This is a genomic window from Kitasatospora sp. Ki12 (assembly GCF_054601375.1).
Genome location: NZ_BAAIHT010000002.1, coordinates 1,846,456 through 1,871,064 on the forward strand (window position 1 = coordinate 1,846,456; position 24,609 = coordinate 1,871,064).

At 72.5% G+C, this 24,609-nt stretch carries 24 protein-coding genes; 11 read left to right on the top strand and 13 right to left on the bottom strand.

Annotated features, from left to right (window positions below; all coding sequences use genetic code 11):
• The first annotated feature begins 54 nt into the window (after positions 1 to 54).
• Positions 55 to 1,455, top strand: a complete 1,401-nt coding sequence (locus tag ACYP53_RS25495; RefSeq protein ID WP_459649109.1) for an NUDIX domain-containing protein — start codon at positions 55 to 57, stop codon at positions 1,453 to 1,455.
• A 451-nt stretch (positions 1,456 to 1,906) separates the two neighbouring features.
• Here ACYP53_RS25495 and ACYP53_RS25500 read toward each other — a convergent pair whose 3' ends face one another.
• The gene (locus ACYP53_RS25500; RefSeq protein WP_459649824.1) at positions 1,907 to 2,470 is read right to left on the bottom strand and encodes a maleylpyruvate isomerase N-terminal domain-containing protein; all 564 of its coding nucleotides are present in this window, start codon (positions 2,468 to 2,470) and stop codon (positions 1,907 to 1,909) included.
• A 164-nt stretch (positions 2,471 to 2,634) separates the two neighbouring features.
• Positions 2,635 to 3,513: an NAD(P)-dependent oxidoreductase gene (locus ACYP53_RS25505; RefSeq protein WP_459649110.1), complete on the bottom strand. Its 879-nt coding sequence runs from the start codon at positions 3,511 to 3,513 to the stop codon at positions 2,635 to 2,637.
• 229 nt (positions 3,514 to 3,742) lie between these two features.
• On the opposite strand from ACYP53_RS25505, the gene ACYP53_RS25510 reads away from it, so the two are divergent.
• Entirely contained in the window at positions 3,743 to 4,735 is a 993-nt protein-coding gene (locus ACYP53_RS25510; RefSeq protein ID WP_459649825.1) for a GlxA family transcriptional regulator, read from the top strand.
• A gap of 146 nt (positions 4,736 to 4,881) precedes the next feature.
• On the opposite strand, the gene ACYP53_RS25515 is transcribed toward ACYP53_RS25510, so the two are convergent.
• Positions 4,882 to 5,445 carry a CGNR zinc finger domain-containing protein gene (locus ACYP53_RS25515; protein ID WP_459649111.1) on the bottom strand — a complete coding sequence of 188 codons (564 nt, stop codon included), beginning with the start codon at positions 5,443 to 5,445 and terminating at the stop codon, positions 4,882 to 4,884.
• Positions 5,446 to 5,525: 80 nt separating this feature from the next.
• Here ACYP53_RS25515 and ACYP53_RS25520 point away from each other — a divergent pair, with 80 nt between their 5' ends.
• Positions 5,526 to 7,214 carry an FAD-dependent monooxygenase gene (locus ACYP53_RS25520; protein WP_459649112.1) on the top strand — a complete coding sequence of 563 codons (1,689 nt, stop codon included), beginning with the start codon at positions 5,526 to 5,528 and terminating at the stop codon, positions 7,212 to 7,214.
• Between the two features lie 28 nt (positions 7,215 to 7,242).
• Here the strand turns inward: ACYP53_RS25520 and ACYP53_RS25525 are convergent, their stop codons facing one another.
• The 4 genes from ACYP53_RS25525 to ACYP53_RS25540 all read right to left on the bottom strand — a co-directional run bounded on the left by ACYP53_RS25525 (position 7,243) and on the right by ACYP53_RS25540 (position 10,988).
• A complete protein-coding gene (locus ACYP53_RS25525) occupies positions 7,243 to 7,881 on the bottom strand; it encodes a response regulator (RefSeq protein WP_189921239.1) in 639 nt (212 codons plus the stop codon).
• The gene (locus tag ACYP53_RS25530) at positions 7,878 to 9,188 is read right to left on the bottom strand and encodes a sensor histidine kinase (protein WP_459649113.1); all 1,311 of its coding nucleotides are present in this window, start codon (positions 9,186 to 9,188) and stop codon (positions 7,878 to 7,880) included. Before ACYP53_RS25530 ends, ACYP53_RS25525 begins: the two co-directional genes overlap by 4 nt.
• Positions 9,189 to 9,307: 119 nt before the next feature.
• Entirely contained in the window at positions 9,308 to 10,036 is a 729-nt protein-coding gene (locus ACYP53_RS25535; protein ID WP_459649826.1) for an ABC transporter permease, read from the bottom strand.
• 82 nt (positions 10,037 to 10,118) lie between these two features.
• Positions 10,119 to 10,988: an ABC transporter ATP-binding protein gene (locus ACYP53_RS25540; RefSeq protein ID WP_459649114.1), complete on the bottom strand. Its 870-nt coding sequence runs from the start codon at positions 10,986 to 10,988 to the stop codon at positions 10,119 to 10,121.
• Positions 10,989 to 11,348: 360 nt separating this feature from the next.
• Here ACYP53_RS25540 and ACYP53_RS25545 point away from each other — a divergent pair, with 360 nt between their 5' ends.
• A complete protein-coding gene (locus ACYP53_RS25545; protein ID WP_459649115.1) occupies positions 11,349 to 11,732 on the top strand; it encodes a hypothetical protein in 384 nt (127 codons plus the stop codon).
• A gap of 63 nt (positions 11,733 to 11,795) precedes the next feature.
• Positions 11,796 to 12,431 (top strand): DUF6368 family protein, encoded by a 636-nt coding sequence (locus tag ACYP53_RS25550; RefSeq protein ID WP_459649116.1) that lies wholly within the window; start codon positions 11,796 to 11,798, stop codon positions 12,429 to 12,431.
• A gap of 173 nt (positions 12,432 to 12,604) precedes the next feature.
• Here the strand turns inward: ACYP53_RS25550 and ACYP53_RS25555 are convergent, their stop codons facing one another.
• Together ACYP53_RS25555 and ACYP53_RS25560 are read right to left on the bottom strand one after the other, a co-directional pair.
• Positions 12,605 to 12,859 carry a hypothetical protein gene (locus ACYP53_RS25555; protein ID WP_459649117.1) on the bottom strand — a complete coding sequence of 85 codons (255 nt, stop codon included), beginning with the start codon at positions 12,857 to 12,859 and terminating at the stop codon, positions 12,605 to 12,607.
• On the bottom strand, positions 12,859 to 13,224 hold the full coding sequence (locus tag ACYP53_RS25560) for an ATP-binding protein (protein WP_459649118.1): 366 nt from the start codon (positions 13,222 to 13,224) through the stop codon (positions 12,859 to 12,861). The genes ACYP53_RS25555 and ACYP53_RS25560 overlap by 1 nt, the downstream gene beginning before the upstream one ends.
• 266 nt (positions 13,225 to 13,490) lie before the next feature.
• Between ACYP53_RS25560 and ACYP53_RS25565 the strand changes: the two genes are divergently transcribed.
• A complete protein-coding gene (locus ACYP53_RS25565; protein ID WP_268256621.1) occupies positions 13,491 to 14,354 on the top strand; it encodes a helix-turn-helix domain-containing protein in 864 nt (287 codons plus the stop codon).
• Positions 14,347 to 14,550 (top strand): DUF397 domain-containing protein, encoded by a 204-nt coding sequence (locus tag ACYP53_RS25570; RefSeq protein WP_459649119.1) that lies wholly within the window; start codon positions 14,347 to 14,349, stop codon positions 14,548 to 14,550. Before ACYP53_RS25565 ends, ACYP53_RS25570 begins: the two co-directional genes overlap by 8 nt.
• A 48-nt stretch (positions 14,551 to 14,598) precedes the next feature.
• On the opposite strand, the gene ACYP53_RS25575 is transcribed toward ACYP53_RS25570, so the two are convergent.
• A complete protein-coding gene (locus ACYP53_RS25575; protein ID WP_459649120.1) occupies positions 14,599 to 15,912 on the bottom strand; it encodes a helix-turn-helix transcriptional regulator in 1,314 nt (437 codons plus the stop codon).
• A gap of 74 nt (positions 15,913 to 15,986) precedes the next feature.
• Between ACYP53_RS25575 and ACYP53_RS25580 the strand changes: the two genes are divergently transcribed.
• The 4 genes from ACYP53_RS25580 (at position 15,987) to ACYP53_RS25595 (ending at position 19,103) form a co-directional block, all read left to right on the top strand.
• Complete coding sequence (locus ACYP53_RS25580; RefSeq protein WP_459649121.1) at positions 15,987 to 17,057, top strand: Gfo/Idh/MocA family protein; 1,071 nt, start codon at positions 15,987 to 15,989, stop codon at positions 17,055 to 17,057.
• Positions 17,054 to 18,310: a DegT/DnrJ/EryC1/StrS family aminotransferase gene (locus tag ACYP53_RS25585; protein ID WP_459649122.1), complete on the top strand. Its 1,257-nt coding sequence runs from the start codon at positions 17,054 to 17,056 to the stop codon at positions 18,308 to 18,310. The genes ACYP53_RS25580 and ACYP53_RS25585 overlap by 4 nt, the downstream gene beginning before the upstream one ends.
• A complete protein-coding gene (locus ACYP53_RS25590; protein WP_459649123.1) occupies positions 18,307 to 18,744 on the top strand; it encodes an NUDIX hydrolase in 438 nt (145 codons plus the stop codon). The genes ACYP53_RS25585 and ACYP53_RS25590 overlap by 4 nt, the downstream gene beginning before the upstream one ends.
• A gap of 152 nt (positions 18,745 to 18,896) precedes the next feature.
• Positions 18,897 to 19,103 carry a hypothetical protein gene (locus ACYP53_RS25595; RefSeq protein ID WP_189921268.1) on the top strand — a complete coding sequence of 69 codons (207 nt, stop codon included), beginning with the start codon at positions 18,897 to 18,899 and terminating at the stop codon, positions 19,101 to 19,103.
• A gap of 45 nt (positions 19,104 to 19,148) precedes the next feature.
• Here the strand turns inward: ACYP53_RS25595 and ACYP53_RS25600 are convergent, their stop codons facing one another.
• The 3 genes from ACYP53_RS25600 to ACYP53_RS25610 form a co-directional block, all read right to left on the bottom strand.
• On the bottom strand, positions 19,149 to 19,577 hold the full coding sequence (locus ACYP53_RS25600; protein ID WP_459649124.1) for an SRPBCC family protein: 429 nt from the start codon (positions 19,575 to 19,577) through the stop codon (positions 19,149 to 19,151).
• A gap of 95 nt (positions 19,578 to 19,672) precedes the next feature.
• Positions 19,673 to 20,365, bottom strand: coding sequence for a DUF7158 domain-containing protein (locus tag ACYP53_RS25605; protein ID WP_459649125.1), 693 nt, complete (start codon positions 20,363 to 20,365; stop codon positions 19,673 to 19,675).
• On the bottom strand, positions 20,362 to 24,585 hold the full coding sequence (locus tag ACYP53_RS25610) for a glycoside hydrolase family 38 N-terminal domain-containing protein (RefSeq protein WP_459649126.1): 4,224 nt from the start codon (positions 24,583 to 24,585) through the stop codon (positions 20,362 to 20,364). The genes ACYP53_RS25605 and ACYP53_RS25610 overlap by 4 nt, the downstream gene beginning before the upstream one ends.
• Positions 24,586 to 24,609 lie beyond the last annotated feature (24 nt).

Sequence of the window (24,609 nt, forward strand, 5' to 3'; positions counted from 1 at the left end):
CGCGGCGAGGTGGGTAGGGCACCGCTGGACCCGACCGACGGAAGGCGACACCCCGTGATCGACTACGACCTCCTGGCCCGGAACACACTCGCCCTGGGCTTCGCGCGGCTCGCGGCCGCCGTGGTCGTCCTCGACGCCTCCGGCCGGGTGCTGATGTTGCGCCGCCGCGAGGACGACGTGCTGCCCGGCCTCTGGGACTACCCGGCCGGCGGCCTGGAACCCGGCGAGGGCGTACGGGCGGGCGCGCTGCGCGAACTCCGCGAGGAGACCGGGCTCACGGTGGCACCCGAGGACGTCGAGTACGTCCGGGCGGTGGACTTCCCCGGTGCCGACGGCCGCCCGATCCGGCAGTTCGTCTTCACCGCCACCGTGCCCGACGGCACCCCGGTGACGCTCACCGAGCACGACCGGTACGTGTGGGCGGACCTCGACGACCCGCCGCCGACCAGCGCCGGCTACCACGAGGTGCTCGACTTCCTGCGGCGGCGCCGGGCCGTGCCGGGCTGGCGGCCGATCAGCCGCTACGTCCACGACATCGCCCTGGCGAACCTGTACGGGGCCTTCTACTTCACCGACCGGGCCGGCCGCGGCCTCTGCCTGCGCAACGCCTTCGACCCGAACCGCTGGCAGTTCCCCGGCGGCGACACCGACCCCGGCGAGACCCCGTGGGACACCGCGCTGCGCGAGGCCAAGGAGGAGCTGGGCCTGGACCTCGCGGCCGAGAACCCCGGGATCGTGGACCGCCGGGAACTGCTCGCCGTGGTGCACTTCTCCCCCGGCGCCTACTGGCCGCTGCACCAGGTCGGCCACATCTTCCGGGGCGGACGGCTCAGCGACGAGCAGCTGGGCCGGATCCGGCTCTCCCACGAACACACCGAGTGGGCCGTCCGCAGCCTCCACGACTGGCGCGCCGTCATGCGGCCCGCCGACTACCGCAGGCTGCTGCTGGTCGACCGCGCCCGCCGCGCCGGGCTCACCCTCTACGGCGAGCGGCCGGGGACGGACGCCGTCGACCGGCACGGCGTCGCACGGGACTTCGAGGGCGTCGTGGTGTTCGTGACCACCCCGGACGGCAAGCACCTGCTGATGAACCTGCGCGACGACGAGCCGGGCATCGCCCACCCGGGGTGCTGGGCCCCGATCGGCGGCCACCGCGAGGGCCGGGAGAGCGCGTACGAGACCGCGGCCCGGGAGGTGCTGGAGGAGACCGGCATCCGGGTCGACGGCCTGCGCGCCCTCCCCGGCCCCCGGCACCCGGCCGTGCACGAGTCCACCGTCGCCCTGCACGGGACGTACGCCGGCCCGGAGTCCGCCCTCGTCCTCGGCGAGGGCCGGGCCGTCCGCCTGGTCCCCCTCACCGAGCTCCCGGACCTACGGACCCCGCCGTACCTGGCGCACTACCTCGACCGGCTCCCGGACGGCCGCCCGACGGAGGCGGGTCAGCAGCCGAGGTAGCGCACCGTCACGCTGCTGAAGGACCGCCCCGAGGGCGCGTAGCCGACGGGTGTCGCGGGACTTGCCCTTGCCGCCCGCCCAGCCGCTGTCCACGTAGCCGCCGGACAGGTTGCCCCGCACGAACAGACAGCGGCCGTCCGCCTCGGAGTCGTGCACCGTCCCGACGACCTTGGTGTCGTCCGGGCTTCGGACCCTGCCGATCGGCAGGTGTCGCGAGCCCTCCGGTCTGCGGAAATGTGCTGATCGGCACCTGCCGGGGGCGGTGTCGATGGGGAAGGCTGAGGGACATCGGAGGCCGCCGAGGGAGCGGCCCGGAAGGAGATCCCCGTCATGGCTGCCGTGTCCGTCCGCACCTGCTCGTCCTCCGCCGCCCGCCGCACCAGGGGTGGGCCCGTCCACACGGTCGTCCGGCGCCGTCACCGGGGCGCCGCCGATGCGGAGCCTCCGGTGCTCAGCGCACCCGGCCGTCCCATTGCCAGCCGTCGCCCGGGCGGCGAGGGTACCCGGGGAGGGCGGCTCGGCCGGTGCACCAGAGGAGCGTTTCGGCGCGGCCGTGGCCGGTCGGAGCCTCCGGGAAGAGTCGAGCCACTGCCGGGCCGGCGAGGTGTTCCGGCGGCTGCCAGTCCAGCCCGAAGGCACCGGCCAGGTCCCAGCCGTGGACCAGGAGTTCGACCACCCCCATGGCCGCGAAGCCGGGACCGTCCGAGTGGCCCCAGGGGTGCCAGGCCCTGGCGGTCGGCGGGGTGTCCCGCACGGTGGCGGCGAGCAGGCTGCCGGCGATGCGCAGGCCCTCCAGGCAGTGCGGGATGGGCGCGGCGGGGTCCAGCGAGCCGAACAGGGTGATGTAGCGGTCGGTCGGGCGAGCGGTCAGCAGGCCCGCGTAACCCAGCACGCCGAGGGCGAGGTGGTCCAGCGTGGCCCGGGCGGTCCAGTCGCTTCCGGCGGGGTGACGGGACCAGTCGGCGTCGGCCACCCCTTCGAGGACGGCGGTGGTCGTTGCGGCGGCCTCGACCACCAACGCGGGCCAGTCGGCCGGGGAAAGGAGAGTGCCAGCGGAAGACGCGATTGACGGAGCGTTGGGCATCGGAACCGTGGCGGTGGAGGTCGGAAGCATGGTGGAGGTCGGAGCGGCGGTGGAGGCCGGAACCGTGGTGGACGTCGGAGCGATGGAAGGAGCGCTCACTTCTCGATCACCTCGATCAGACGCGCGTAGCTGTCGGCGCCGTGACCGGCGGCGATGGCCCGGCGGGCCTGGTCGGCGAAGACCTCCGGCAGGGCGGTGTCGACGCCGCGCGCCCGGCTCGCGTGGAGCAGGTGGTCCATCGCGGCCAGGTGGATGTCCAGGCTGGCGTCGTCGCCCGGGTAGGTGCGGGCGTCGAGCTGCGCGGCGTAGCGGCCGATGAAGCCGACGACGGCGCCGGACAGCCAACGGGTGGCCACCGGCGTGAAGTCGGCCGCCTGGACGCCGTCCGCGCCGACCAGCGCGGCGCCGTGCAGCCACCCGCTCAGCACGGACCACATCAGGCCCAGGAGCGCCGTGTCGTACAGCCCGGCGATCCCGGCGTCCGGGCCGAGGTCGACCGGTTCGCCGAGGGCGGCGAGCGTCACGCGGTGGCGGGCCAGGACGTCCGGTGCGCCGCTGTAGAGCAGCACCGCGTCCGGGCCCCCGATGCCGGGCGGGGTGATCATGATGGCGCCGTCCAGGTAGGCCAAGCCGATGCCGGCGGCCCAGTCGGCCAGCTCGCGGGCCTGCTCGGGCGAGCCGGAGGTGAGGTTCACCAGCGTCCGCCCGGCCAACGCCGCCTCCTGGCCGCTCAGAACGGCGCGCAGCGTGTCGTAGTCGAGCACGCAGGCGACGATCAACTGATGGGCCGTGACGGCGGCCTGGGGCGAGGCGGCCGCGACGGCACCGCGGGCGACCAGCGGCTCGGCCTTGGCCGCCGTACGGTTCCAGACGGTGGTCGGGTGTCCCGCGGCGAGGAAGGCGTCCGCCAGTGCGGTGCCCATCGCGCCGAGGCCGAGGACGGTGACGGCTTCCGGCGGCAGCTCGTGCGGCATGGGGGTTCTCCTGTTCGTACGGGTTCACCGGCGCGGATCGCTCCCCGGGCCGGTCCTTGATCGACATCACCTACGTTCGCAGAGCCCGAAGGACCTCGACAGTGGCAGGATTGCCCTTTGCCGAACGGTTCCTGCCAGGAAGGGCTCCGCCATGTCCGATCCCGCCCCCGGCCCCGCCCCTGCCACCGGCTCTGCCACCGCCAAGGCCACTGCCACCGCCCCCGGCACCGTGGCCATCGCCGTCATCGACCACGCCGAGCTCCCGCTCTGGGACATGTACGAACTCGGCATGGCCTGCGCGGTCTTCGGCATCCCCCAGCCCGAACTCGCCGACCGCTGGTACGAACTGCGCCTGTGCGCCGAGACCCCGGACGCCCCGGCGCCACCCCGGGCTCCCGGCGGCTTCGGCTTCTCGCTTCGCGCCGAGTACGGCTGGGACGCGCTCGCCGGGGCGGACACCGTGATCGTCACCTCCGTCCCGGAGGCCTGCGTGACCGGCGAGCGCGAGCTGCCGCCCGCGCTGCTGGCGGAACTCCGCCGGGCCGCCCGGGCCGGGGCACGACTGGTCTCCCTGTGCACCGGCGCCTTCGCGCTCGCCGCCGCCGGACTGCTGGACGGTCGCCGGGCCACCGCCCACTGGGCGCATACCGCCGATCTGGCCCGCCGGTACCCGGACGTCACCGTGGACGACGGCGTGCTCTACGTCGACGACGGCGACGTGCTCACCAGCGCCGGTGTCGCCGCCGGGCTCGACCTGTGCCTGCACATCGTCCGGCGGGATCTCGGGGCCCACGTGGCCAACCAGCTGGCGCGCAAACTCGTGGTGCCCGCCCACCGCCCCGGCGGACAGGCCCAGTTCGTCGACCTCGCCGTGCCCGTGGCCGACGACGACAGCCTCGCCCCGGTGCTCGCCTGGGCCACCGAGAACCTCGAACGCCCGATCACCACCAGCGAGTTGGCGCACCGGGCCAGGATGAGCCCGCGGACCTTCTTCCGCCGTCTCCAGGCGGCCACCGGCACCACTCCGCTCCAGTGGCTCCTCAACCAGCGCCTCGCCCGCGCCCAGTCCCTGCTGGAGGCCACCGACCTGCCGGTGGAGCAGATCGGCGAACGCAGCGGCCTCGGCAGCGCCACCAACCTCCGCCGCCACTTCACCGCCCGCGTCGGCGTCACCCCCACCGACTACCGCCGCGCCTTCCGCTCCCCGACCGCCCCGGCCTGACCGGACCTCTCCCCCGCCGCGGCGCATCCGCGGCCGGCCCGCCGCCCCGTACTCCGATGCACCCCGATGGGCTCCGATGTACTCCGATCGCGACGCCATCGAGGCCCGGCTCCTGCCGGGACGGCCTCTCCGGCGATCCGCCGGGTTCAGCCGGGTTCAGCCACGCGGTGGGCGCGGTGGGTGGCGACCCGGACGCGGGTGGCGCAGCGGGGGGTGCAGTAGCGCTGGGGGGTGCGGCGGCCGGTGTCGATGAAGAAGCGGCCGCAGCCGGGGGCGGCGCACCGGCCCCAGGCGCAGGTGCCGCGTTCGCTGAGCCAGAGGCCGAGGGCGAGGGCGGCGGTGGAGAGCAGCCAGTGGGTGAGGCCGGCGTCGGCGGGGGCGCGGGTGTGCAGGGACCAGGGCCGGCCGGGAAGGCGGACCAGCCGAGGGCGGGCCGGGTAGCGGTCGAGCAGGGCGTTGATCGCCTCGGCGGCGGTGTCGGGGTCGTCGGCGCCGAGGATCGCGATCACGGGGGCGGTGGCCTCGCACAGTTCGCGGGCGTCGGCGTCGGTGAGCCGGAAGGCCGGGCCGCCGTGCAGTTCCAGGAGCGCCTGGAGGTCGGCGGCGCTCGCGTCGGGGTCCTCGTGGACGGTGTTGGCGAGGTCGGTGAGGAAGTGCAGGCCGCGGGGGTTGCCGTCGTCGGGCTGCTGCCTGGTGCGGGGCTGGGCCATGGGGTCGCCTTCGGATCGGGTGGTCGCCTGCCCACCATGGTAACGTCAAAATGACGAATTGAACGTTACGGAGGGGTGGCATGCGAAACCCGGCGGTACTCCCGGAAGTACTCCCGCGGACAACGTCCGTCCTCGTCGTCGGCGGAGGCCCGGTCGGCCTCACGCTGTCGGTCCTGCTGTCCGGGTACGGCGTGCCGCACCTGCTCGTCGAGGCCCACCCGGGCACCTCGCGCCACCCCAAGGCGCGCGGGGTGTCGGCGCGCTCCATGGAGCTGTTCCGCCGCTGCGGCCTGGAGGAGGAGGTCCGGCGGGCCGGGCTCCCGGCCGCGCAGGTGCACTTCTACCGCGGCCGCGACCTGGTCGACCCGGACTTCGTCCGCACCGGGGTCGCCGCCGAGCCGGGCGGCCCCGAACGCACCCCCTCCCCCGGGCTGATCTGCTCCCAGGACGCCCTGGAACCCGTCCTGCTCCGGCGCGCCCGCGAACTCGCCCCGGACGGCGTCCGGTTCGGCCTTCGACTGGTCTCCTTCGCCGAGCAGCCCGACGGCGCTCACGACATCGGCGCGCACGAAAATGGCGCGCACGAAAATGGCGCGCGCGATGTCGGCGTACTCGGCCACGGCGTGTACGCCACGCTGGAGGACCGGGCCACCGGCGAGCGGCACACCGTGCGCGCCGACTGGCTGGTCGGCTGCGACGGCGCGGCGAGCACCGTCCGCGAGACTGCGGGGATCCCGATGGAGGGGCCGACCGGACTCGGCCACTACCTCAGCGTCCGCTTCGAGGCACCGCTCGGCGAAGTCGTCGCCGACCGCGCCAGCGCCTCGTACTTCCTCACCGCGCCGGGACGCGGCGGCTTCCTGGCCGTCGACAACGACCGGCACTGGATCTACCAGCACCCGTACGACCCCGAGGACGCGGACGTCACGGCGCTCCTCACCGACCACCGGCGGCTGGCCGAGCTGGTCAGGGACGCCGCCGGGGTACCCGGACTGCCGGTCACCGTCCACGACACCATGACCTGGCGGATGGACGCCCGGCTCGCCGCGGCCTACCGCCGCTCCCGGGTCCTGCTCGCCGGCGACGCGGCCCACGCCGTGCCCCCGACCGGCGGACACGGCATGAACACCGGCCTCGGCGACGCCGACAACCTCGCCTGGAAGCTCGCGGCGGTGGTGGCCGGGACGGCGGGCGAAGCCCTGCTGGACAGCTACGAGGCCGAACGCCGCCCGGTGGCCCGGCAGGTCATCGACATCTCCCTCGCCAACTCCCGGGCCCGGAGCGGCTACCGGATCGACGACGAGCTGCTGCTGACGGCGGCCTACCGCTCGACGGCGGTCCTGGACGATCCGGACGCACCGCACGCACCGGCCCTGCCGCCGCTCGACCCGGACCGGAAACACCCCGGAGGCGCGCCCGGCACCCGGCTCCCGCACCTGAGGCTGTCCGGCCCGGCCGGGCCCGCTTCCACCCTGGACCTGGTCGGGCCCGGGTTCACCCTGCTGGCGCCCACCGGCGAGGCCGCGAAGGCGGAGGAGACCGACGAGGCCGGGCAGGCGTTCTGGCAGCGGCAGGCGGACACCGCCGCGGCGGCCGGTCTGCCCGTCACCGTCCGTCCGCTGCCGACGGAGTTCGCCCCGTGGAGCGGAGCGCTGCTCGTCCGCCCCGACGGCCACATCGCCTGGCGGGCCCCGCATCCGCCCGCCGGCCGGGACACGCTCCTGCTCACCGTCCTGCGGCGGATCCTGTCCACGGCGGAGAGCCGGTGAGAGCAGGTGAGAGCCGGGGAGACCCGGTTCAGGTCACCAGCCCGCGCCGGAACGCCTCGCCGACGGCGCCCGCCCGGTCGCGCACCCCGAGCTTGTCGTAGATGCGCAGCAGGTGCGTCTTGACGCTGGCCTCGCTGACGAACAGCTCGTGCGCCACCTCCTTGTTGGAGGCCCCGTGCGCGACGAGGCGCAGCACGTCCAGCTCGCGGGCGCTGAGCACGCCGTCGGCCGGTCGCCGTACCCGGTCCATCAGACGCTTGGTGATGGCCGGGGAGAGCACCGCCTCGCCGCGGGCGGCCACCCGGGCGGCGCGCAGGAGTTCCTCGGTCGGCGCGTCCTTCAGCAGGTAGCTGGTGGCGCCGGCTTCGATGGCGGGCAGCACGTCGTTGTCGGTGTCGAAGGTGGTGAGCACCAGGACGCGGACGGCCGGCGCGGTCCGGCCGAGCCGCCGGATGGCGGTGACGCCGTCCATCACGGGCATCCGCAGGTCCATCAGCACCAGGTCGGGCTTCAACTCCTCGACGAGGTCGAGGGCTTCGGCGCCGTCGCCGGCCTCGCCGACCACCTCGAACTCGGGGCTGCCGGTGAACGCGCCGCGCAGGCCGTCGCGCACGATCGGATGGTCGTCGACGATCAACAGCCGTACCGGTGTGGACTGTTCGCTCATTCGCCCGCTCCCCGCCGGATCGCGGGCACGCTGGCGTTGACGGCGGTGCCCGCGCCCGGCGCGCTCTCCACGGTCAGCGTCCCCAGCACCCGCTCCAGCCGCTGCCGCAGACCGGGGAGGCCGTAACCGCCGTCACCGCCGTCACCGCCGTCGCCACCGTCGCTGAGGCCACCGCCGTAACCGTCGTCACCGTCTTGCGGCGGTGGCGGCTCGTCCCGGCCCGTCACGGTGAGCGCGCCGAAGCCGACACCGTCGTCCCGGACGTCCAGCATCACGGTGTCCTCCAGGTAGGAGATGGTCAGCCCGACCCTACCGGCCGCCGCGTGCTTGGCCACGTTGGCCAGCGCCTCCTGGGCGACCCGGAAGAGCGCCACCTCGATCTCGGTCAGCAGCGGCACCGGGTCCCCGGTGGCCTCGACCGACACGGGGACGCCGTGCAGGGCCGACCAGCGCCGGGCGAGGTCCTGGACCGCGCCGGGCAGATGGGCCTCGTCCAGTTCCACCGGCTGCAGTGCCGCCACCGACCGGCGGGCCGCCGAGAGGCCCTCCCCGGCCAGCGTCCGGGCCTGCTCCAGGTGCCAGTCGCGCCGCTCGGGCCGTTCCCGGGCCCGGTCGGCGGCCTGGAGCTGGGTGACGATACCGGCCAGGCTCTGGGCGAGGGTGTCGTGGATCTCCCGGGCCATCCGCTGCCGCTCGTCCTGGACGCCGGCCTCCCGGGCCTGGGTCAGCAGTTGGGCGTGCAGGCCGTTGTTCTCCGCGATGACGCTCTTCAGCCTGGCGATCAGCCGGCGGCGCTCCTCGCTGCGCTCGTTGAAGCGGTACGAGAGGTTGCCGAACACGCCGATCAGCAGCGTCTGCAGGACCACCGAGGCGGCGGCGATCGCGATCCGCTTCGAGGTGTCGGGGATCCCGCCGGGGATCAGGTTGATCATCAGCGAGGTGGCGCCGACGCTGACGAAGGCCCACTGCGGCGGCAGCAGGTCGTACGCCTGGACGAAGCCGATCACGGCGAACACGAAGAAGATCGGGTGCTGCGTCATCAGCACGGCGGCCAGGACCTGCTGGACCGCCACGTAGGTCAGCATCGGCCCGGTGCGGGCGCTCCACTCCCGCGGGCGCAGGGTGTACATGGCGAGCGTCCACCCGGCGGTCACCGCCACCAGGGGGCCGACCGTCACCCGCGCGTTCGCCGCGCCCTCGTCGGGCTGCAGGTAGCTCAGCACGGTGGCCACGGCCAGCAGCGCCAGGGGCAGCGGGGTGAGGTAGCGGCGGACCCGGGCCAGGTCGATCGGTTCGTCGCTCAACATCCTCGACATGCTCGTCCCCCCCAGATGGCCCCGGTCGCTTCGCGCCCTGCGACCCTACGTGATCTTGCCGACGCGGGCCCGGCCCGGCCGACCGGCCCCCCGGCTGACCGGCTGACCACCTACTCCCAGCGGAAGAGGCGGGCCGCCGCCACCCCGAGGACCACCGCGTACGCGGCCAGCACCAGCACGGCGGCCGGGCCCGGCCAGTCGCCCCTGGCGGCGTCGCCGAACGCCGCCACGGACGCGCCCAGCGGCGTGTAGTCGCCGATCCGGTTGACCGCCTCCGGCATCTGCTCGCGCGGCACGTAGAGCCCGGCGAAGAACATCAGCGGAAAGAAGAGCATGCTCCCGGCGCCGGTGGCGGCCTTGCCGGTGCGGATCACCGAGGCCAGGAACAGTCCGATGGCGAGGACCGCCGGCACGGAGAGCGCGAAGGCCAACAGGAACCCGCCCGGGTTGGCGGGCGGTTCGACGTCCCAGAGCAGGGCCGCGGTGCCGAGCACCAGGACGGTCGTGGTGGCCACGACCGCCGTCTGGACCACGAGTTGGGCGACCAGCACCCGCACCGGGCCCACCGGCGTGGCCGACAGCCGCCGCAGCACGCCCTTCTCCCGGTAGCCCACCAGATACGCCGGGGTGACGAACAGTCCGGTCAGCGCGCAGGACAGCACGACCAGGACGGGCGTGAAATGGTCGATGCCGCGCCGCCCGAGCTCCGCGCCGGCCTCGCGGGAGGACGGGAGGCTGCCGATGACCACCACCAGGGCGACCGGGAACAGCAGCGTCCAGAAGTACGCGGCGGGGTCGCGCAGGAACAGCTTGAACTCCACGGCGGTGAGCCGGTTCATCGCCCGCACCGAGGGCTCCTTCCGTCGGTCCTTCCGTCGGTCCTTCGGTCGGTCCTCCGCCCGTTTCGAGGTACGCACGGGTTCACCGCTGCCGGTCGGGGCGGTCGAAGCGCCGTCCGGTCAGGGCGAGGAACGCGTCCTCCAGCCCGGCCGGTTCCGCCCGCAGGTCCGCCGCGACGATCTGCTGCCGCGCCAGGGCCGAGGCCACCGCGTACACCAGGTTGCCGGTGCCGGTGACCACCACCTGCGCGCCGTGCCACTGCACCGAGGTCACCTCCGGCAGCGCGGTGAGGAGGCCGTCGTCGAGCGCGGTGGTGGGCCGGAAGCGCACCCGCTGCTCGGCGTTGACGGCGGCGACCAGCCCGGCCGGGGAGTCCAGCGCCACGATCCGGCCGCGGTCGACGACGGCCAGCCGGTCGCAGAGCCGCTCCGCCTCCTCCAGGAAGTGCGTGACCAGGACCACGGTGATGCCCCGGTCCCGGACCCGCTCCACCAGCTCCCAGGTGTCCCGCCGGGCCGCCGGGTCCAGCCCGGTGGTCAGCTCGTCCAGCACCGCGACCCTGGGGTCGCCGACCAGCGCCAGCCCGATCGACAGCCGCTGCTTCTGCCCGCCGGAGAGCCGGCCGAACGGGCTGTCGGCCCGCTCCGTCAGGTCCAGCAGCGCGAGCAGTTCCCGCCAGTCGGCGGGCTCCTCGTAGAAGGACGCGTACAGTTCCATCGCCTCGGCGACCCGCAGCTTCTCGGGCAGTTCGCCGCTCTGCAGCTGCATGCCCAGGACCCGGCGCAGCCCGGCCGCGTCCCGCCACGGGTCCAGCCCGAGCACCGAGACGGTGCCGCCGTCCGGCACCCGCAGCCCGGCGAGGCACTCCACCGTCGTGGTCTTCCCGGCGCCGTTCGGGCCGAGGATCCCGAAGATCTCGCCCTCCCCGACCTCGAAGGAGATGCCGTCCACGACCGTCCTCCGGCCGTACCGCACCCGGAGGTCCGACACCACGACGGCCGGCCCGTGACCGGCCCCCGGCCTCACCGGCTCCACCCGGTGTCCGGCCCCCGCCGTCTCGGTATCACGTTCACTCGCACGTTCCTGCTCTCCGTCCTCCCGGCTCCCCCCACTCTCCGGCGCCCGCCCCAGCCCGCGGATCCCCCATCCGACAACCGAACGGTGGAACCGCCGGTAACCGAACGGTGGACACCGGGAGGTCGCACCGGCCCCTACAGCAGGCCGGTCGAGACCACAAGGGTCGTTGACGAACGCCGGAGCAATGCGTCACCGTTGTCCCAACTCCCCCCCAGGCAAGGAATCTGCCTCCGCATGCACGTTTCCCATGCCCTCGTCGAGAAGGTGGCCGAGCGCGTCGACCTCCGCGGCGGAGCCACGGTGTTCCCCCAACGCCTGCTGCGCGACTGGTCGGGCAAGGAGCGGATCAGGAGCGAGCGGCTCCGGGCCATCTACACGGCACTCAACTGCCACGGCCTCCGCTGCTACCCGAGCGCCCCGATCTGCGGTGAGGACTGGCCGATCCTGATCTACCGCACGGAACTGGCCAACGCACAGTTCGACCGGCTCGGCCCGGCCGCCCGGGCGAGCCTCAAGACGGCCGTCGACATCCTGAGCGTCCCGTACTCGCACAGCAAGGTGTGGGAACTGCGCGACGCCCTGCTGGAGCTCAACGGGGTGAAGAAGAAGGCGGCCTGACCCGACCGCCACCACCCGAAAATCGGACGACGGCCGGACGGGCGCGGGCCTAGGCTCCCCCGCATGTCCGGACCGACGCTGGTGATCGATCTCCCCGAGCCCCTCTCCCCCGCCGCCATGCAGGCGCTCCGGGAGCTGATGGTGGGGCTCTCCTGCCGCTTCACGGAGATCCGCCCCGGGTCGTACGACGTCCACGTGCCCGCCGAGCGGCTGGGCATCGAGGACACCCGGGACCCGGACTGGCGGAAGCCGTACCCGCTGCCGCTGCTCGCCGGACAGCCGACAGACGCGAGCCTCGCCGCGCTGGTGGGGTTCAACCCGCGACGCGAGGACCGGCGCCGGCCGTTCGACGTCTACCTGATGGGGGCGGGCGCCGGCGACGAGTCCATATTCGAGTCCGAGCAAGCGGAGGAGGACGAGATCGAAGCCCTGCTCGGCTTCCGCGCCGCCCAGGCCGTCAACGTCAGCGCCGCCTGCAACGGCGCGATCGACCACGCCGCCACCGCCCTGCTCACGGCCGCCGTCCTGGACGTCATCGGCGGCGTCTGCAAGGCCGAACTGGCCTCCGGCCAGGCGTCGGTGACCGCCGACCTCCCCGGGCTGATCGCCGTCGCCGACGACGGCTGGGACACCGCCCTGGTCACGGCCGAGTTCCTGCGCGCCTGGGTCGCCCGACCGGGCTTCCGCCTGGTCAAGTAGCAGCGCGTTCATGTGCGGCCCGATGGACAGCGCCGCAGCCCCCGGCGCGCGGGCGGCGGGGGCTGGCGGTCAGGTGTCCTCGTCCTGGGGCGGGGTCGCGCGGAGGGCGGTGACGACGCCCAGCGCGACGGTCGCGAAGGCGAGGGCGAGGAGGACAGCAAAAGCTGTCCCGATCAGGAATCGCACGGGGTCTCGCGTTCGGCGTCGAGGAGGAGGACGAGGAGGTTGAGCAGGGTCGACGCGGGCGCGGTGCCGAAGCGGACGAGGACGCGGCCGTCCAGGGTCTTGTCGGTACCGGCCGAGGGCCAGATCAGGCCGAACTTCCGTCCGCGCTCCTGGACTTCGGCCAGGAGGGTGCGGATGTGGTCGTCCGTGTAGTGCCGGATCCGGAGATCGGTCGGCTTCATGGGGTGGCGACGGTAGGACATCAGGCGACATCCTTCTGCAGCTCGAACCAGACCGACTTTCCACGCTCCTGGGGGTCGACGCCCCAGCGGTGGGTGAGGCCGGCGACCAACTGGAGGCCCCGGCCGGACTCGGAGAGCAGGTCGGGCGCCTGCGGGGCGGGCGGGATCGGGCTCTCGTCCGTGACGGAGACACGGAGGGTCTGGTTCGCGGAGATGATCTGGACGATCGGCGCGGGGGTCGAGCCGTGCCGCCAGGCGTTGACCAGGAGTTCGACGAGCGCGAGCTGCGCGTCGAAGATGGCGGAGGGGGACCAGCCGACGCGGGTCATGGTGTCGCCGAGGGACTGACGGGCGATGGCGATCGAGGGCGTGTTGAGGTGACGCATGGGACTTCTCCCGAGGCGTGAGTGAGGGAAGAACCGGCGGAACACATGTCGCCGTGAGCCAGGCCAGGCAGATGGGCATGGCTGCTCTGCGGTGCTTGCTAGCAGGCATTACTGACGATCCGTCGGATCGATGTGACAACGACCATAGCGCACGAGGGTGGCCAATTTTCCCCCGCTTCGGGAACTTCCCTCTATCGTGGTAGTTGGTAGACCGCCACTCAGCCCTCACGGCAGACTTGAGTCGACTACGTCCTCGGAAGGAAGCCATGCCGCCACGCGCCAACCCGACACTCCGCCAACGCAGGTTTGGCACCGAGCTACGGAGAATGCGCGAGCAGGCCGGCTATGGCGGCTCAGAGCTCGGTCGCCTCGTCGGGATGAACCCCGCTCAAGTCACTCAGATGGAATCGGGACGGATCGGTATCAGCGCCGACCGCCTGCGCACCATCGCCTCCGCGTGCAACTACGCGAATCGCCCGATGATCGACGCTCTCGCCGACATCATCACGGAGCGCGGCCGGGGATGGTGGGAGGAGTACCGAGAGGTCCTGACGACAGACTTCCTTGAGGTAGCCGAGATCGAGCATCACGCCAAAACGCTCTCCGTCTGCACCACCACCTACATCCCGGGCCTGCTGCAAACCGGGAGCTACGCATCTGCCGTGTTCGCTCGGGTCTATCCGCCGCTGCCTCGCAAGGACATCGATGTCCGAACTGCCTTCCGTGTGCAGCGGCAGCAAGTGGTCCGATCCGGCAAGATCCCGCTTCGCGCATTCGTTCACGAGGCAGCACTCCGAATGCAGTTCGGTGGCCCCAAGGTGCTCGCCGACCAGCTTGACGCCCTGATCGGCGACTCAGCCGACAACGGAATCTCGATCAGGGTGGTGCCGTTCGATGTGGACACCTTCCCCGGTGCTGGCGAGAACGTAACGCTCGCCGAGGGCCCTGTACCCGAACTCGACACCGTTCAGATGGACACCTCTCCCGGCACGCTCTTCTTCGACGCCCCAGCAGACCTGGCCAAGCATCGATCCATCTTCGACCGCGTGGACTCCGCTGCACTTTCCGAGGATGAGTCGCGAGACTTCATCCGATCCATCAAGAAAGAAGTGGAATCCAAGTATGCGTAACACCGAGTGGCGGAAGTCGAGCTACAGCGCGGCGAATAACGAGTGCGTGGAGGTCCGAACTGCCGACGGGGCGGTCGAACTCCGCGAGTCAGACGAAGCCGACATGATCATCCGCACTGCCCCCGCCACCTTCGCCACCCTCCTCCAAGCCGCCAAGGCCGGCGAGTTCGACCACCACACCTTCACCGCCCGCTGACACGACCGGCCCCTCGCTCCGCAGAGCGAGGGGCCGATCCACGACGAATCAGCTGACCTTGAGCCGCTCCAGGAACTCCTGGACGCCGTCGACCTGACGGTACGGCCTGAAGGCCGGCGCGAGGTCGCGCACGAGGGCGACGCAGCGTGGGGCCCCGATCCGGGTGGCCAGGTCCAGTGACTCCCGGCTGACGGCAAGCGCCTGTTCGACATCGTTGGACCGCAGGTAGCCGTTCGCCTGGTACGTCAGGAAGACTCCACGTGTCTTGTCGCGGGCGCGGGGCAGCAGGGCCATGCCTTCGGCGATCCGGGTGTGGGCCTCGTCGGTTCGGCCGAGGTCGAGCATGCACTGACCGGAGTCCACGGCAAGATCGGCCGGGCCCATCCATGCACACCAGCCCGGTGCGGGGTCGGCGGCCTCCACGCCGAGGGCAGCCTCGGCCTCCGACAGGTCCCGGAGACAGGCCGCCCGGTCCCCGAGGGCGGCGTACGCGCGGGCCCGGCGCAGGAACAGCAGCGACCGGGCGGTGGGATGCCCGGTGCCCGACAACGCGTACCCGAGCTGGTCGACCGACACCTTGGGTTCGCCGAGCCAGTTCGACTGGTAGGCGAAGTCGGATAGCACCCCGGCGCCGTGGTCCCGGTCCCCCGCGGCGTGGGCGGACTGCAGGGCCGCTCCCCAGAGCTTGCCCGCCGCCCAGTGCCGGCCGTGGTCGAAGCGGTACCAGCCGCAGGTGGTGGCCAAGGTGGCCGCCAGCAGGTGGAGTCGCCGGCCGATGTCCTCGCTGTAGCGGCCGTCGTCGATCAGGTCGGTCACCGTGGCCAGCTGGGCGTCCATCAGCCGCACGGTGTGCTGGCGCTGCTCGGTCGGCAGGGCCGTCAACTGCTTGCTGGTCTCTTCGAGCCAGTCCACGAGCCCGCCGTCCACCTGTTTGCCGTCCAGCGCGGACGTGAGGCGTGCGGGCTCGATCACGGCCCACTGTGCGGCGAGTCCTGCCAGGGAGACGGCACTGTACGTCATGAAGGTGCGGCGATCCATCAGAGCTCTCTGTGCGTCGTGGAGTGCTTGGACGGTGTGGGCGGAGCCGAGCGCGAGCGGCTCGTCGCGGCCGGGCAGCCAGTACGGCCAGCCGTACGCCTCCATGTCCGCGACCGTGACCCCGAAGACTTCGGCGAGCAGGAGCTGGGAGTCCACGTTCGGTGTCTTGCGCCAGTTCTCCCACCGGCTGACAGCCGCCTTGTCGGCCCCCGAGCGCAGCCCGTGACCGCGGGCGGCCCTGTCCATCGAGGTGGCGAGATCCCCCTGGGACCAGCCGTGCAGTTCGCGCGCATAGGCAAGGGGGTGCCGGATCAGGTCGTCCACGGGCCAATCCCATCATCGACAGTGCCCGCGAGCCTACCGACAACGCGGGCGGGACAACCCCGGGACTACCGACAATGCCTGGTCGGAGAGCGGGAGTTGGGTTGTACTCGACGCACACCGAAGAACTTCCTTCACGAAACGGAAGGAGCCCGCGCAGGAAGCGACGTGCCGCGATCATCGGCCTTGGGCATCAGACTGCAGAAGATCACCTCCCCGGTCTTCTCGGCTCTGGCCAGGCCGAACTCGTCGCCGTCTGCGACAGCAACCCCAGCGTCCTGCGCGAGCACGAGAGCCGCCTCCAGGTGCCCGCGTTCACCCGAACCGCCGACCTGCTGGACGCCGTGCGGCCGGACTTCGTCATTGTCGCCGTCCCGCACTACGCGGGCCGAGCGGTGATCGAGGAGTGCGCCAAACGGGGCGTGCACGTCATGAAGGAGAAGCCGTTCGCCACCTCGCTCACCGAGGCCCACGAGCTAGCCGCCGTCTGCCGGGGGCGGATCGAGCTGATGGTCACCCTCCAGCGCCGTTTCAACCCGATCTACACCAGTGTGACCGGGCTCCTGGACCAGATCGGTTCACCGTTCCTGATCGACGGCCAGTACACCTTCCACACCGCCGACCCCGGCGCCGGCTGGCGGGGGGACGTCAAGAAGGCGGGCGGCGGCTGCATCATCGACATGGGCTACCACATCATCGACCTGCTGCTGTGGTACTTCGGCCTGCCGAGCCGGATCCTCGCCGAGTTCTCCGCCACCGCCGTGCCAGGGGCGGGATACGACGCCGAGGACACCGCTCTCATTCAGCTCGGATTCGACCGCGGCTTGTACGGCTCCGTGCTGCTGTCGCGCTGGGCGGCCCCGAAGACCGAGAGGCTGCGTGTCGTCGGCACCAGCGGCTCGGTGCTACTGACGAAGGGCGGAGTCCAGCGGCTCGACCTGACCGGCGCGGTCGTTGAGGAGCTGACCCGGCCGCGTGCCCCCGCGAGCACCTCGACCGCACAGATCGAGTACTTCTGCCGAGTCCTGGACGGCGAACGGCCCAACGACTCCGGCCCCGAGCAGCACCTCGCCCACGCCGCCTTCATCTCCTCCTGCTACGAGTCGAAGACGGCCGGACGCTACATCGACCCGAAAGGGATGCTGTGAGTTCCACTCTCGCCCTGCTCGGCGGCGAGCCCGCCGTGACCGTCCCCGGCCCGCACTTCGTCTGGCCGCCGATCGACGACACCACCCGCAGCAAGGTCGCCGCCCAGCTCGACGCCGCCGTGTCGATCCCGGACCGCTCCGGCATCGTCGCCGAGCTGGAGGACGGACTCAAGGCCTACTTCGGTGTCCGGCACGCGATCACCACCAGCTCCGGCACCGCCGCCCTGCACGCCGCCTATGCGGCCGCCGAGATCAAGGTCGGGGACGAGGTGATCGTCCCCGCCTGGACCTTCCACGCCACCGCCTCGCCGCTGTTCCACCTGCGCGCGGTGCCGGTGCTGTGCGAGACCGGCCCGGACGGCAACATCGACCCGAGCCACGTCGAGAAGCTGCTCACCCCGCGTACCCGGGCACTGATGGTCACCCACCTGTGGGGCCGGCCGGCGGACATGGCCGGACTCACCGCAATCGCCGACACGCACGGCTTGGCGCTGCTGGAGGACGGCTCCCACGCCCACGGCGCCGGCATCCACGGACGGAAGGTCGGCACATTCGGGCTGGCCTCGGCGTTCTCGCTCAACGGCCCCAAACCACTGTCCGGAGGCGAGGGCGGGTTCGTCCTCACGAACGACGACGACACGTACTACCGGGTGCTGACCTTCGCCCATTACAACAAGCGTTGCAGGTCGGAGATCCCCGGAGGTCATCCGCTCGCGCGGTTCGCCGTCACCGGGTCCGGCCTCAAGCTCCGCATCCACCCGCTCGCGGCGGCGCTCGCCCTCGACCAACTCGGCCGTCTGGACGACTACCTGGCGGGACGGGCCGAGATCGCCCGCCACCTTACCGACCGGTTCGGCGGGGTACCCGGGCTGGAGGTCTTGCCCTTGCCCGATGGAGTGGTCGCGTCCTGGTACGGGTTGACGCTCACCTACCGGCCCGACGAGCTCGGCGGTCTCCCCATCGAGCGCTTCCACCAGGCGCTGATCGCTGAGGGCGCGGCCGAATTCGACCGGCCGGGATCCACCTGCCCGCTTCACGAACTCCCGCTGTACCAGCACCCCGACCTGCTCTTCCCCGGGCACCCGCACCACCACCGGCAGTACCGACCCGGATCCTTCCCCGTCGCTGAACAGGCTCACCGACACACGATCAAGCTGCCGGTCTGGCATCGTGAGCAGGATCTCACGATGGCCGAGCAGTACATCCGCGCGGCCGCGAAAGTGAGCGAGCACCACGAGGAGCTTCTGCCATGACCGATATCTCCGATGCCTTCCTGGCCGATCTCGTCGGCGCGGCCGAACTCGAAGGTGTCACGGGCTTCGTCGCCGCCGCCGTTGTCCGAGACGACACTGACCGGGTTCTGCTCTTGCGACGGAAGCCGGACGACTTCATGGGCGGGATGTGGGAGGTCCCTTCCGGCAAAGTCGAGGAGGGTGAGGGAATCCTGGCGGCCCTCAGGCGGGAGACCGCCGAGGAGACCGCACTGACCGTTGAGGCGGTGAACGGCTACCTCGGACACTTCGACTACGCCAACAGTCGTGGTGGGACCACCCGGCAGTTCAACTTCTCGGTCACCGTCGTGAAGCCCGAACCCGTCCTTGTCACCGAGCACGATGCCTATCAGTGGGCGCGCCCCGACGACCTGCCGCCGGTCAGTGACGCGGTTCGGGATCTGATCACCCGCTGAGGTGGCTTGAGCCTGCCGCGCCCCGGCGTCCGGGGCGCGGCACGCGAGCTGCCAGGCTCCTCAGTGTTCGAGGACGGACCTTGGAGAACGAGTTCGGCTCGCGACCTCGGCAATCTCTGGCGGTCCCCTCGGCGTGGTCCTATGCTCCCGCTGTGACCACCGAGTTGATCGTCTTCGGGTCGGCTTTCGCCCTCCACGGGATCGCCACCGCCTTCGACATCCGCAATGCCGCCAAGTGGTGGCAGCTGCTCAACTACCAGTACCGTCAGTCCGATCTGGCGCTGCGTACCGTCAAGATCATCGGAGCGATTCACGCGGCCCTCGGCACGGCCGCCGTGGTCGTCGGGCTGGCGACCTGACGGTCCGCTGGGTCGGGCGGTGCGGGGCGTCGGCTGCCGCGCCGCTCAACGGGCCGGCGCCTCGCAGTACCGCTTGAGCCCGGCCGCCTCGATGTCGACGTACCGGCGGGTCAGCTTGCCGTACGCCAGAGCCATCAGCGGCGCCATGAACCCCTTCTGCTGCACGCCGAGCACCACCCGGGACCGGTCCGCACCGAGCGGCTCGATCAGGTGGGTGCTGATCGTGGTGAACGCCGGGTTCTGGGAGCGCCATTCGAAGCTGCGGCCGGCCTCCATCCCGGTGACCTCCCACACCTCGGTCGGCAGCTTGAACTGCCGGACCTCCGCCTCGCTTCCCACTGCCACCGGGCCGTCGGACAGCAGCCGCACGCTCGCCTTCGACACCGTCCAGCGGGGCCAGCCCTCGACGTCGGCCAGCACCTCCCACACCCGATCCGGCGGGGCCGCGACATTCACCGTCACCTTGTACCGCACTCGTGTTCCCTTCCTCAAAGGCAGGTGCCCCACGGTACGGCCCGTCGCACGGCGGCCTTCGCCCGGCCCGTGCGGTGGCTCTGCGGCTCTCCGGCTCAGTGGCGGTGGTGGTTGTCGGGTTGGGCGGGGTCGCCGGGGTGTTCCAGGCCCTCGACGAGGGTGAGGCGTCGGGCGCGTTCGTGGTCGAGCCAGCGGACGAAGGCGGCTCGGCGGGCGGCTTCGCGGAGCCGCGGGGTGGGGTCGGGGGTGGCCTCCGGGGTGGTGGTGGCGAGGAGGGCGGCGGTCCAGGGGCCTACGGTGACCCACTCGCCGACGGGGGCCGCACGGAGGGCTTCGGCCAGGGCGCGCGGGAGGGTGTCGGGGTCGGCTTCCGACTCGCCGCCGGGGAGCGCGAGTCTCCAGCGGGCGGCCGGCGTGCGGGTGGTCATCGCACGGTAGTGGGCGACGTGCTCGGGCGTGAGTTCGATGTCGGCGGTGACCGACTCGTAGACAGCGCGGACGGCCGGACTGCCTTCGTATGCGGCTGCCGTGATGGATCCCAGTTCGACCGCGGCTTGCTGGTCGAGGTGGGTGGCGCCGGAGCTGAGCGCCAACCCACGCTCAGTTGCCACCGCCTCGCAGAGCGCCTCGGTCAGCAGCACCTGGGCGACCCACCGGGTGAGCTGCCGGTCCTCCGAACTGCCCGGCTGGGGCAGGGCGGTGGCGCGCGGGCCGGTCCGTAGTGCGGCCAGCCGGCGGTCCAGGGGCGCCCTCGGGAGGGGGCGTCCGTCGAGCAGGCCGAGGGTCACGCCTCCACCACCAGGGCGACGGTCGGGGCGTACTGGCAGCGGCCGAACCACATCACCTTGGCGAGGGCCCAGTACGAGCCGGGGTCGGTCGTCGCGGGGGCGGCGAGGGCGAAGTCCACGGTCGTCGCGGATCCGGCCGCCACCGAGAAGCCTCGTACGGGGTCCGCGATCGTCTCCCAGGTGCCCCACGGGGAGACCAGTTGAAGCTCGCCGCGGACCTCGCCGCGGGTGCGGTTGGTGAGGGTGAGGCTCAGGGTGGCGCGGCCGCCGGGGGCCAGTCGCAGGGTCTGGTGGGAGACCTCGACGTCGAGGCCGGTGTCGCGGCCGGCGGTGGCCTTGGTGCCCTGAGCGGCCGTCCAGTCCTCGGGGGTGTCCCCGGCGACGGGCAGCAGCGACGGCAGGTCGCCGACGGCGACCGTCACCACGTCCTCGATCCGCTGGCCGTCGTGCTCGGTCCGGACGGCCGCGAAGTACAGCCCGGGTTCGGCGGCGGCCGGCGGGGTGAGGGTGACCGGGAAGCGCAGGTGTCCGCCGGGTTCCAGCCGGTACGGGCGGCTGCCGAGGCCGGCGGTCCAGCCGTCCGGCGGCAGGACGACGGCGGTCCCTTCGACGGCGGCGTCCCGCAGTTGGGAGGAGAGGGCGACGGAGAGCACCACCGGTTCGCCGGTCGTCCGCAGCAGTCCGGGCGAGGCGCCGATGGACACCGGCAGGTAGCCGAGCGGTGCCGGGCCGCGGTTGTGCAGCCAGTAGCGGGCGTGGACGGGCTGGGCGGGTTCGGCGGTGGGGCCGAGGACGGGACCGCCCTCCGCCGCGGTGACGCCGGGGGTGGCCAGCAGGGTGGCGATCCGCGAGCCGGGGAGGTCCAGCGGGCCGGCGAGGTCCAGGGGTTCGGCGGTGCTCTCAAGCGGCCGTTCCAGCAGGTCCGCGGCCCGTACCTGTTCCAGCCCGAGCGCCCCGGCGAGCGCGGCGGTCGACCCCAGCCCCGTCGACTCGACCAGCCGGACGGCCAGTTGGGGCCCAACCCCCGCCACCGATCCGTGCGCGATCGGGTTCCCGGCCGGCTTGAGCGTGCCGAGCAGCACCTCGCGCTGCGGTTCGACCCGCAGCCAGGACAGGGTGGCCGGCAGCGGGCCGTCCTGTGCGGGCGCGATCCGGGCGTACAGCGGGTGGTTGAACTCCTGCCCCTGCGCGGGCAGGGTCTGCTTCCGCCAGTCGCCGTCCCCGCCGACCAGTGCATAGCTGAACTCGTGTGTCCAGTGCTGGAGTTGGAAGGAGGCCCCGTCGGGCAGGGTCCGCCGGGGCGGGTCGATCCAGACGCCCGAGGGCCAGCCGGTGCAGGAGCGCATCAGGGACAGGTGCAACGCCCCCGTGGTGTCGACCGCGAACCCGGGCAGGCCGAAGCTGAGCAGGGCCACGGTACGGTCGGCGAGGGGGCCGTCGGTACGGTCGGCGGCGGCCGCCGGGCAGACGGCGGTGATCCGGGCGTCGGCGAGGTCGTCGACCAGCGCGTCGACCTCGGCGGCGTCGGCGACGACGAGCGCCGGCAGTGCCCGCAGGTCGCGCAGGTCGGCGTCCGGCCGCCACGCCTCGGCCAGCGGGGTCAGCGCGGGCACCCAGACCGCGCCGTGCGTCTTCAGGACGGCGGCGTACTCCGCTCCCGCCCCCTCGATCAACTCCCTTGCCGCCTCGTTGACTTCCGGTCCGCCGACCAGGATCCGGAAGTCCGGAAGGTTGGAGTCGACGTCCAGCCAGCCGTACCGGGCCCAGTCCGCGCCGGAGGTGGTGGCGGTGACCCCGACCCGGGCGAGCGCGACGACCAGGGGCCGGGCGTCGGCGGCGGCGTCCAGGCTCGGGACGATGACCTCCGCCACGCCCAGGGCGCGGGACCCGATCGCCGCCCCGGCCGGGTCGGTGAGGTCGGCGCGCGCGGTGGAGCCGAGCCCGAACCAGGTGTTGGCCGGGTTGTCCAGGGTCCACGGCGCCTCCGCCGAGTCCACGTCCGGCATGGCGAAGCCGCGTCCGATGACGGCACCGGCCACCTCGCTGACGGGCAGCCCGCCGGGGACGTCCACCGGGAAGCGAAGCCGCAGCAGCCGGTCGGCGCCGGAGTAATCCAGCACCCTCGTACGGCAGTCCACCCGGTCGACGCCGCGCCACAGGGTGACGGTCTGCTCGTACCGGACGGAGTCGACCGTGCCCTCGATCACCAGCCGCTCGCCGAGCGGGCCGGTCTCCCGGCGGACGGCGGCGACGGACTCCCCGGAGCCGGTCACCGGGCCGCTGGGCACCAGGTGCCAGGGGCCTTCGCCGAAGTCGGGGTGCTGCGGGTACTCCTCGTACACCCGCAGCTCGTTGCCGATCCGGCCGTCCTGGATCAACTCCCGTTCGTGGCACAGGTCCCGGACCGAGCTGAGGCCGCCGCCGCGCCGCGGGTCGGCCGCCACCCGGTACCGGGCGTTGGCGATCACCGAGCCTTCGGCCGCCGACCAGGGCTCCTCCGCCGTCCCGTCCACCAGCCGCCAGGTGCGCCAGCCGAGCGCGGGCACGTCCGCGGCCAGGAACCGCAGCGTCCCCCGGTCGACGGAGCTCGGCACCTGCTCACCCCGGTCGTCCAGCACCCGTACCGCCCTGACGCCGTCGGGCAGTTCGACCGAGGCGAGGTCGGTCCGGTCGAAGGACAGCGTGTTGGTCACCACCACGGCCGATCCGGCTCCGGTCGTGGCAATCCGGCCGGTGAGCGCGTCCAGTGCGGTGTCCCGGACGACGGTGGCCAGGTCGTACGCCTCCCGCCAGCCGCCGAGCAGGTCCAGGTAGACCTGGTCGGACTCGGAGCCGGTGATCGCGTCGTGGTGGGCGCCGTAGGCGAGTTGGCGCCAGACCTTGTCGAGCGCGGCGGCCGGGTAGCGGCCCAGGCCGCGGACGGCCGCCAGCGTGGCGAGCTTCTCGGCGTCCACCGCCGCCACCTCACCGGCCCGTTGGGCCTGCTTGGTGTCGATGTAGGACACGTCCTTGCCGGTGTAGACCGGGTTCATGTCGCGGGTCTGCGGGCTGGGCCGCCGTCCGGTGGCGGTGAGTTCGGCCCGGACGGCGTCCAGGAAGTCGCGCGGGGTGGCGCAGACGAAGCGCGGCCAGAGGTACTTGGCCGCCCAGGAGCGGTGGATCGCGGTGACCCACTTGTTGGGCGGGGTGTAGTCCGTGCCCACCGGCAGCAGCAGGTTCCTGGTCGCGCCGACCGGCTTGAGCTTGCGGTACAGCTCGTAGACGGCCTGTTCGGCGGTGGCGAGGTCGGGCGAGGAGTCCATCCACCAGCCGGCGGAGTAGTGGTGCGGCATGTAGTGGGTGAGCACGCCCTCGCCGCCGGGGGCGATCCATTCGAACTCGCTCGGGAACTGCATCACCCGGGCGTCGTCCTTGGCCTCGCGGAAGTTCTTCTGGATCGGTCCCCACTGGTGGAAGGGGCCGCGTGCCCAGGCGCTGCCGGTGAGGCCGGCCGCGGCGAGGTGGCCGGGGAACTGCGGGTCGTGCCCGAACACGTCGAGCTGCCAGGCGGTCCGCGGGTCCCCGCCGAGGATGTCCCGCTGGTAGCCGATGCCGTGGACGATGTTGCGGATGGTGGTCTCGGCGCCGGTCAGGTTGGTGTTCGGCTCGTTGTAGGTGCCGCCGACGAGTTCGACCTGTCCGCGTTCCAGCAGCTGCCGGAGGGTGTCGCGGCGCTCCGGGTGCTGGTCGAAGTAGGGCTTGAGGTAGTCGACTTCGGCGAGGACGAACTTGTACACCGGGTCCCGCAGGGCGAGGTCCAGGTGGGCGTCGACCAGTGCGAAGCCGTTGCGCTCCCAGAGCGGACGGGTGGTGGCGTCGGCGGAGAGCAGTTCCCAGGGGGAGGTGTAGGCGGCCTGGGTGTTCCACCAGACCGGGTCGTAGTGGAAGTGCGAGACCAGGAACATCGTCCAGCCGGGCTCGGCGACCTCCACCAGCCCCTCCGCGACGGCTCCTCCGGCCGTCACGGTGACCGGCAGCCGGTCCCCCGGGCGGGCGGTCGGGGTGATCTCCAGGGGGACCTCGACCGGTCCCGTGCCGGTCGCCTCGCCGCGGACGCCCGGGCCGTGGACGGTGATCCGGGCGGCCGGGCCCTCGGTCGTGACCCGCAGGATCTGGCGCGGGGCGGACTCGGGGCCGACGAACAGGTCGGTGGTCTCGACGGCGGTGATGGTGACCGGCACGGGGTGGTTCCTTTCCGGAGGTCC

Coding starts and splice junctions, on each gene's coding strand:
- ACYP53_RS25505 (WP_459649110.1), bottom strand. CDS start 3,513: ATGCCGCACGAGCTGCCGCCGGAAGCCGTCACCGTCCTCGGCCTCGGC.
- ACYP53_RS25515 (WP_459649111.1), bottom strand. CDS start 5,445: ATGGCCCAGCCCCGCACCAGGCAGCAGCCCGACGACGGCAACCCCCGC.
- ACYP53_RS25520 (WP_459649112.1), top strand. CDS start 5,526: ATGCGAAACCCGGCGGTACTCCCGGAAGTACTCCCGCGGACAACGTCC.
- ACYP53_RS25525 (WP_189921239.1), bottom strand. CDS start 7,881: ATGAGCGAACAGTCCACACCGGTACGGCTGTTGATCGTCGACGACCAT.
- ACYP53_RS25530 (WP_459649113.1), bottom strand. CDS start 9,188: ATGTTGAGCGACGAACCGATCGACCTGGCCCGGGTCCGCCGCTACCTC.
- ACYP53_RS25535 (WP_459649826.1), bottom strand. CDS start 10,036: ATGAACCGGCTCACCGCCGTGGAGTTCAAGCTGTTCCTGCGCGACCCC.
- ACYP53_RS25545 (WP_459649115.1), top strand. CDS start 11,349: ATGCACGTTTCCCATGCCCTCGTCGAGAAGGTGGCCGAGCGCGTCGAC.
- ACYP53_RS25550 (WP_459649116.1), top strand. CDS start 11,796: ATGTCCGGACCGACGCTGGTGATCGATCTCCCCGAGCCCCTCTCCCCC.
- ACYP53_RS25555 (WP_459649117.1), bottom strand. CDS start 12,859: ATGTCCTACCGTCGCCACCCCATGAAGCCGACCGATCTCCGGATCCGG.
- ACYP53_RS25560 (WP_459649118.1), bottom strand. CDS start 13,224: ATGCGTCACCTCAACACGCCCTCGATCGCCATCGCCCGTCAGTCCCTC.
- ACYP53_RS25565 (WP_268256621.1), top strand. CDS start 13,491: ATGCCGCCACGCGCCAACCCGACACTCCGCCAACGCAGGTTTGGCACC.
- ACYP53_RS25570 (WP_459649119.1), top strand. CDS start 14,347: ATGCGTAACACCGAGTGGCGGAAGTCGAGCTACAGCGCGGCGAATAAC.
- ACYP53_RS25580 (WP_459649121.1), top strand. CDS start 15,987: ATGCCTGGTCGGAGAGCGGGAGTTGGGTTGTACTCGACGCACACCGAA.
- ACYP53_RS25590 (WP_459649123.1), top strand. CDS start 18,307: ATGACCGATATCTCCGATGCCTTCCTGGCCGATCTCGTCGGCGCGGCC.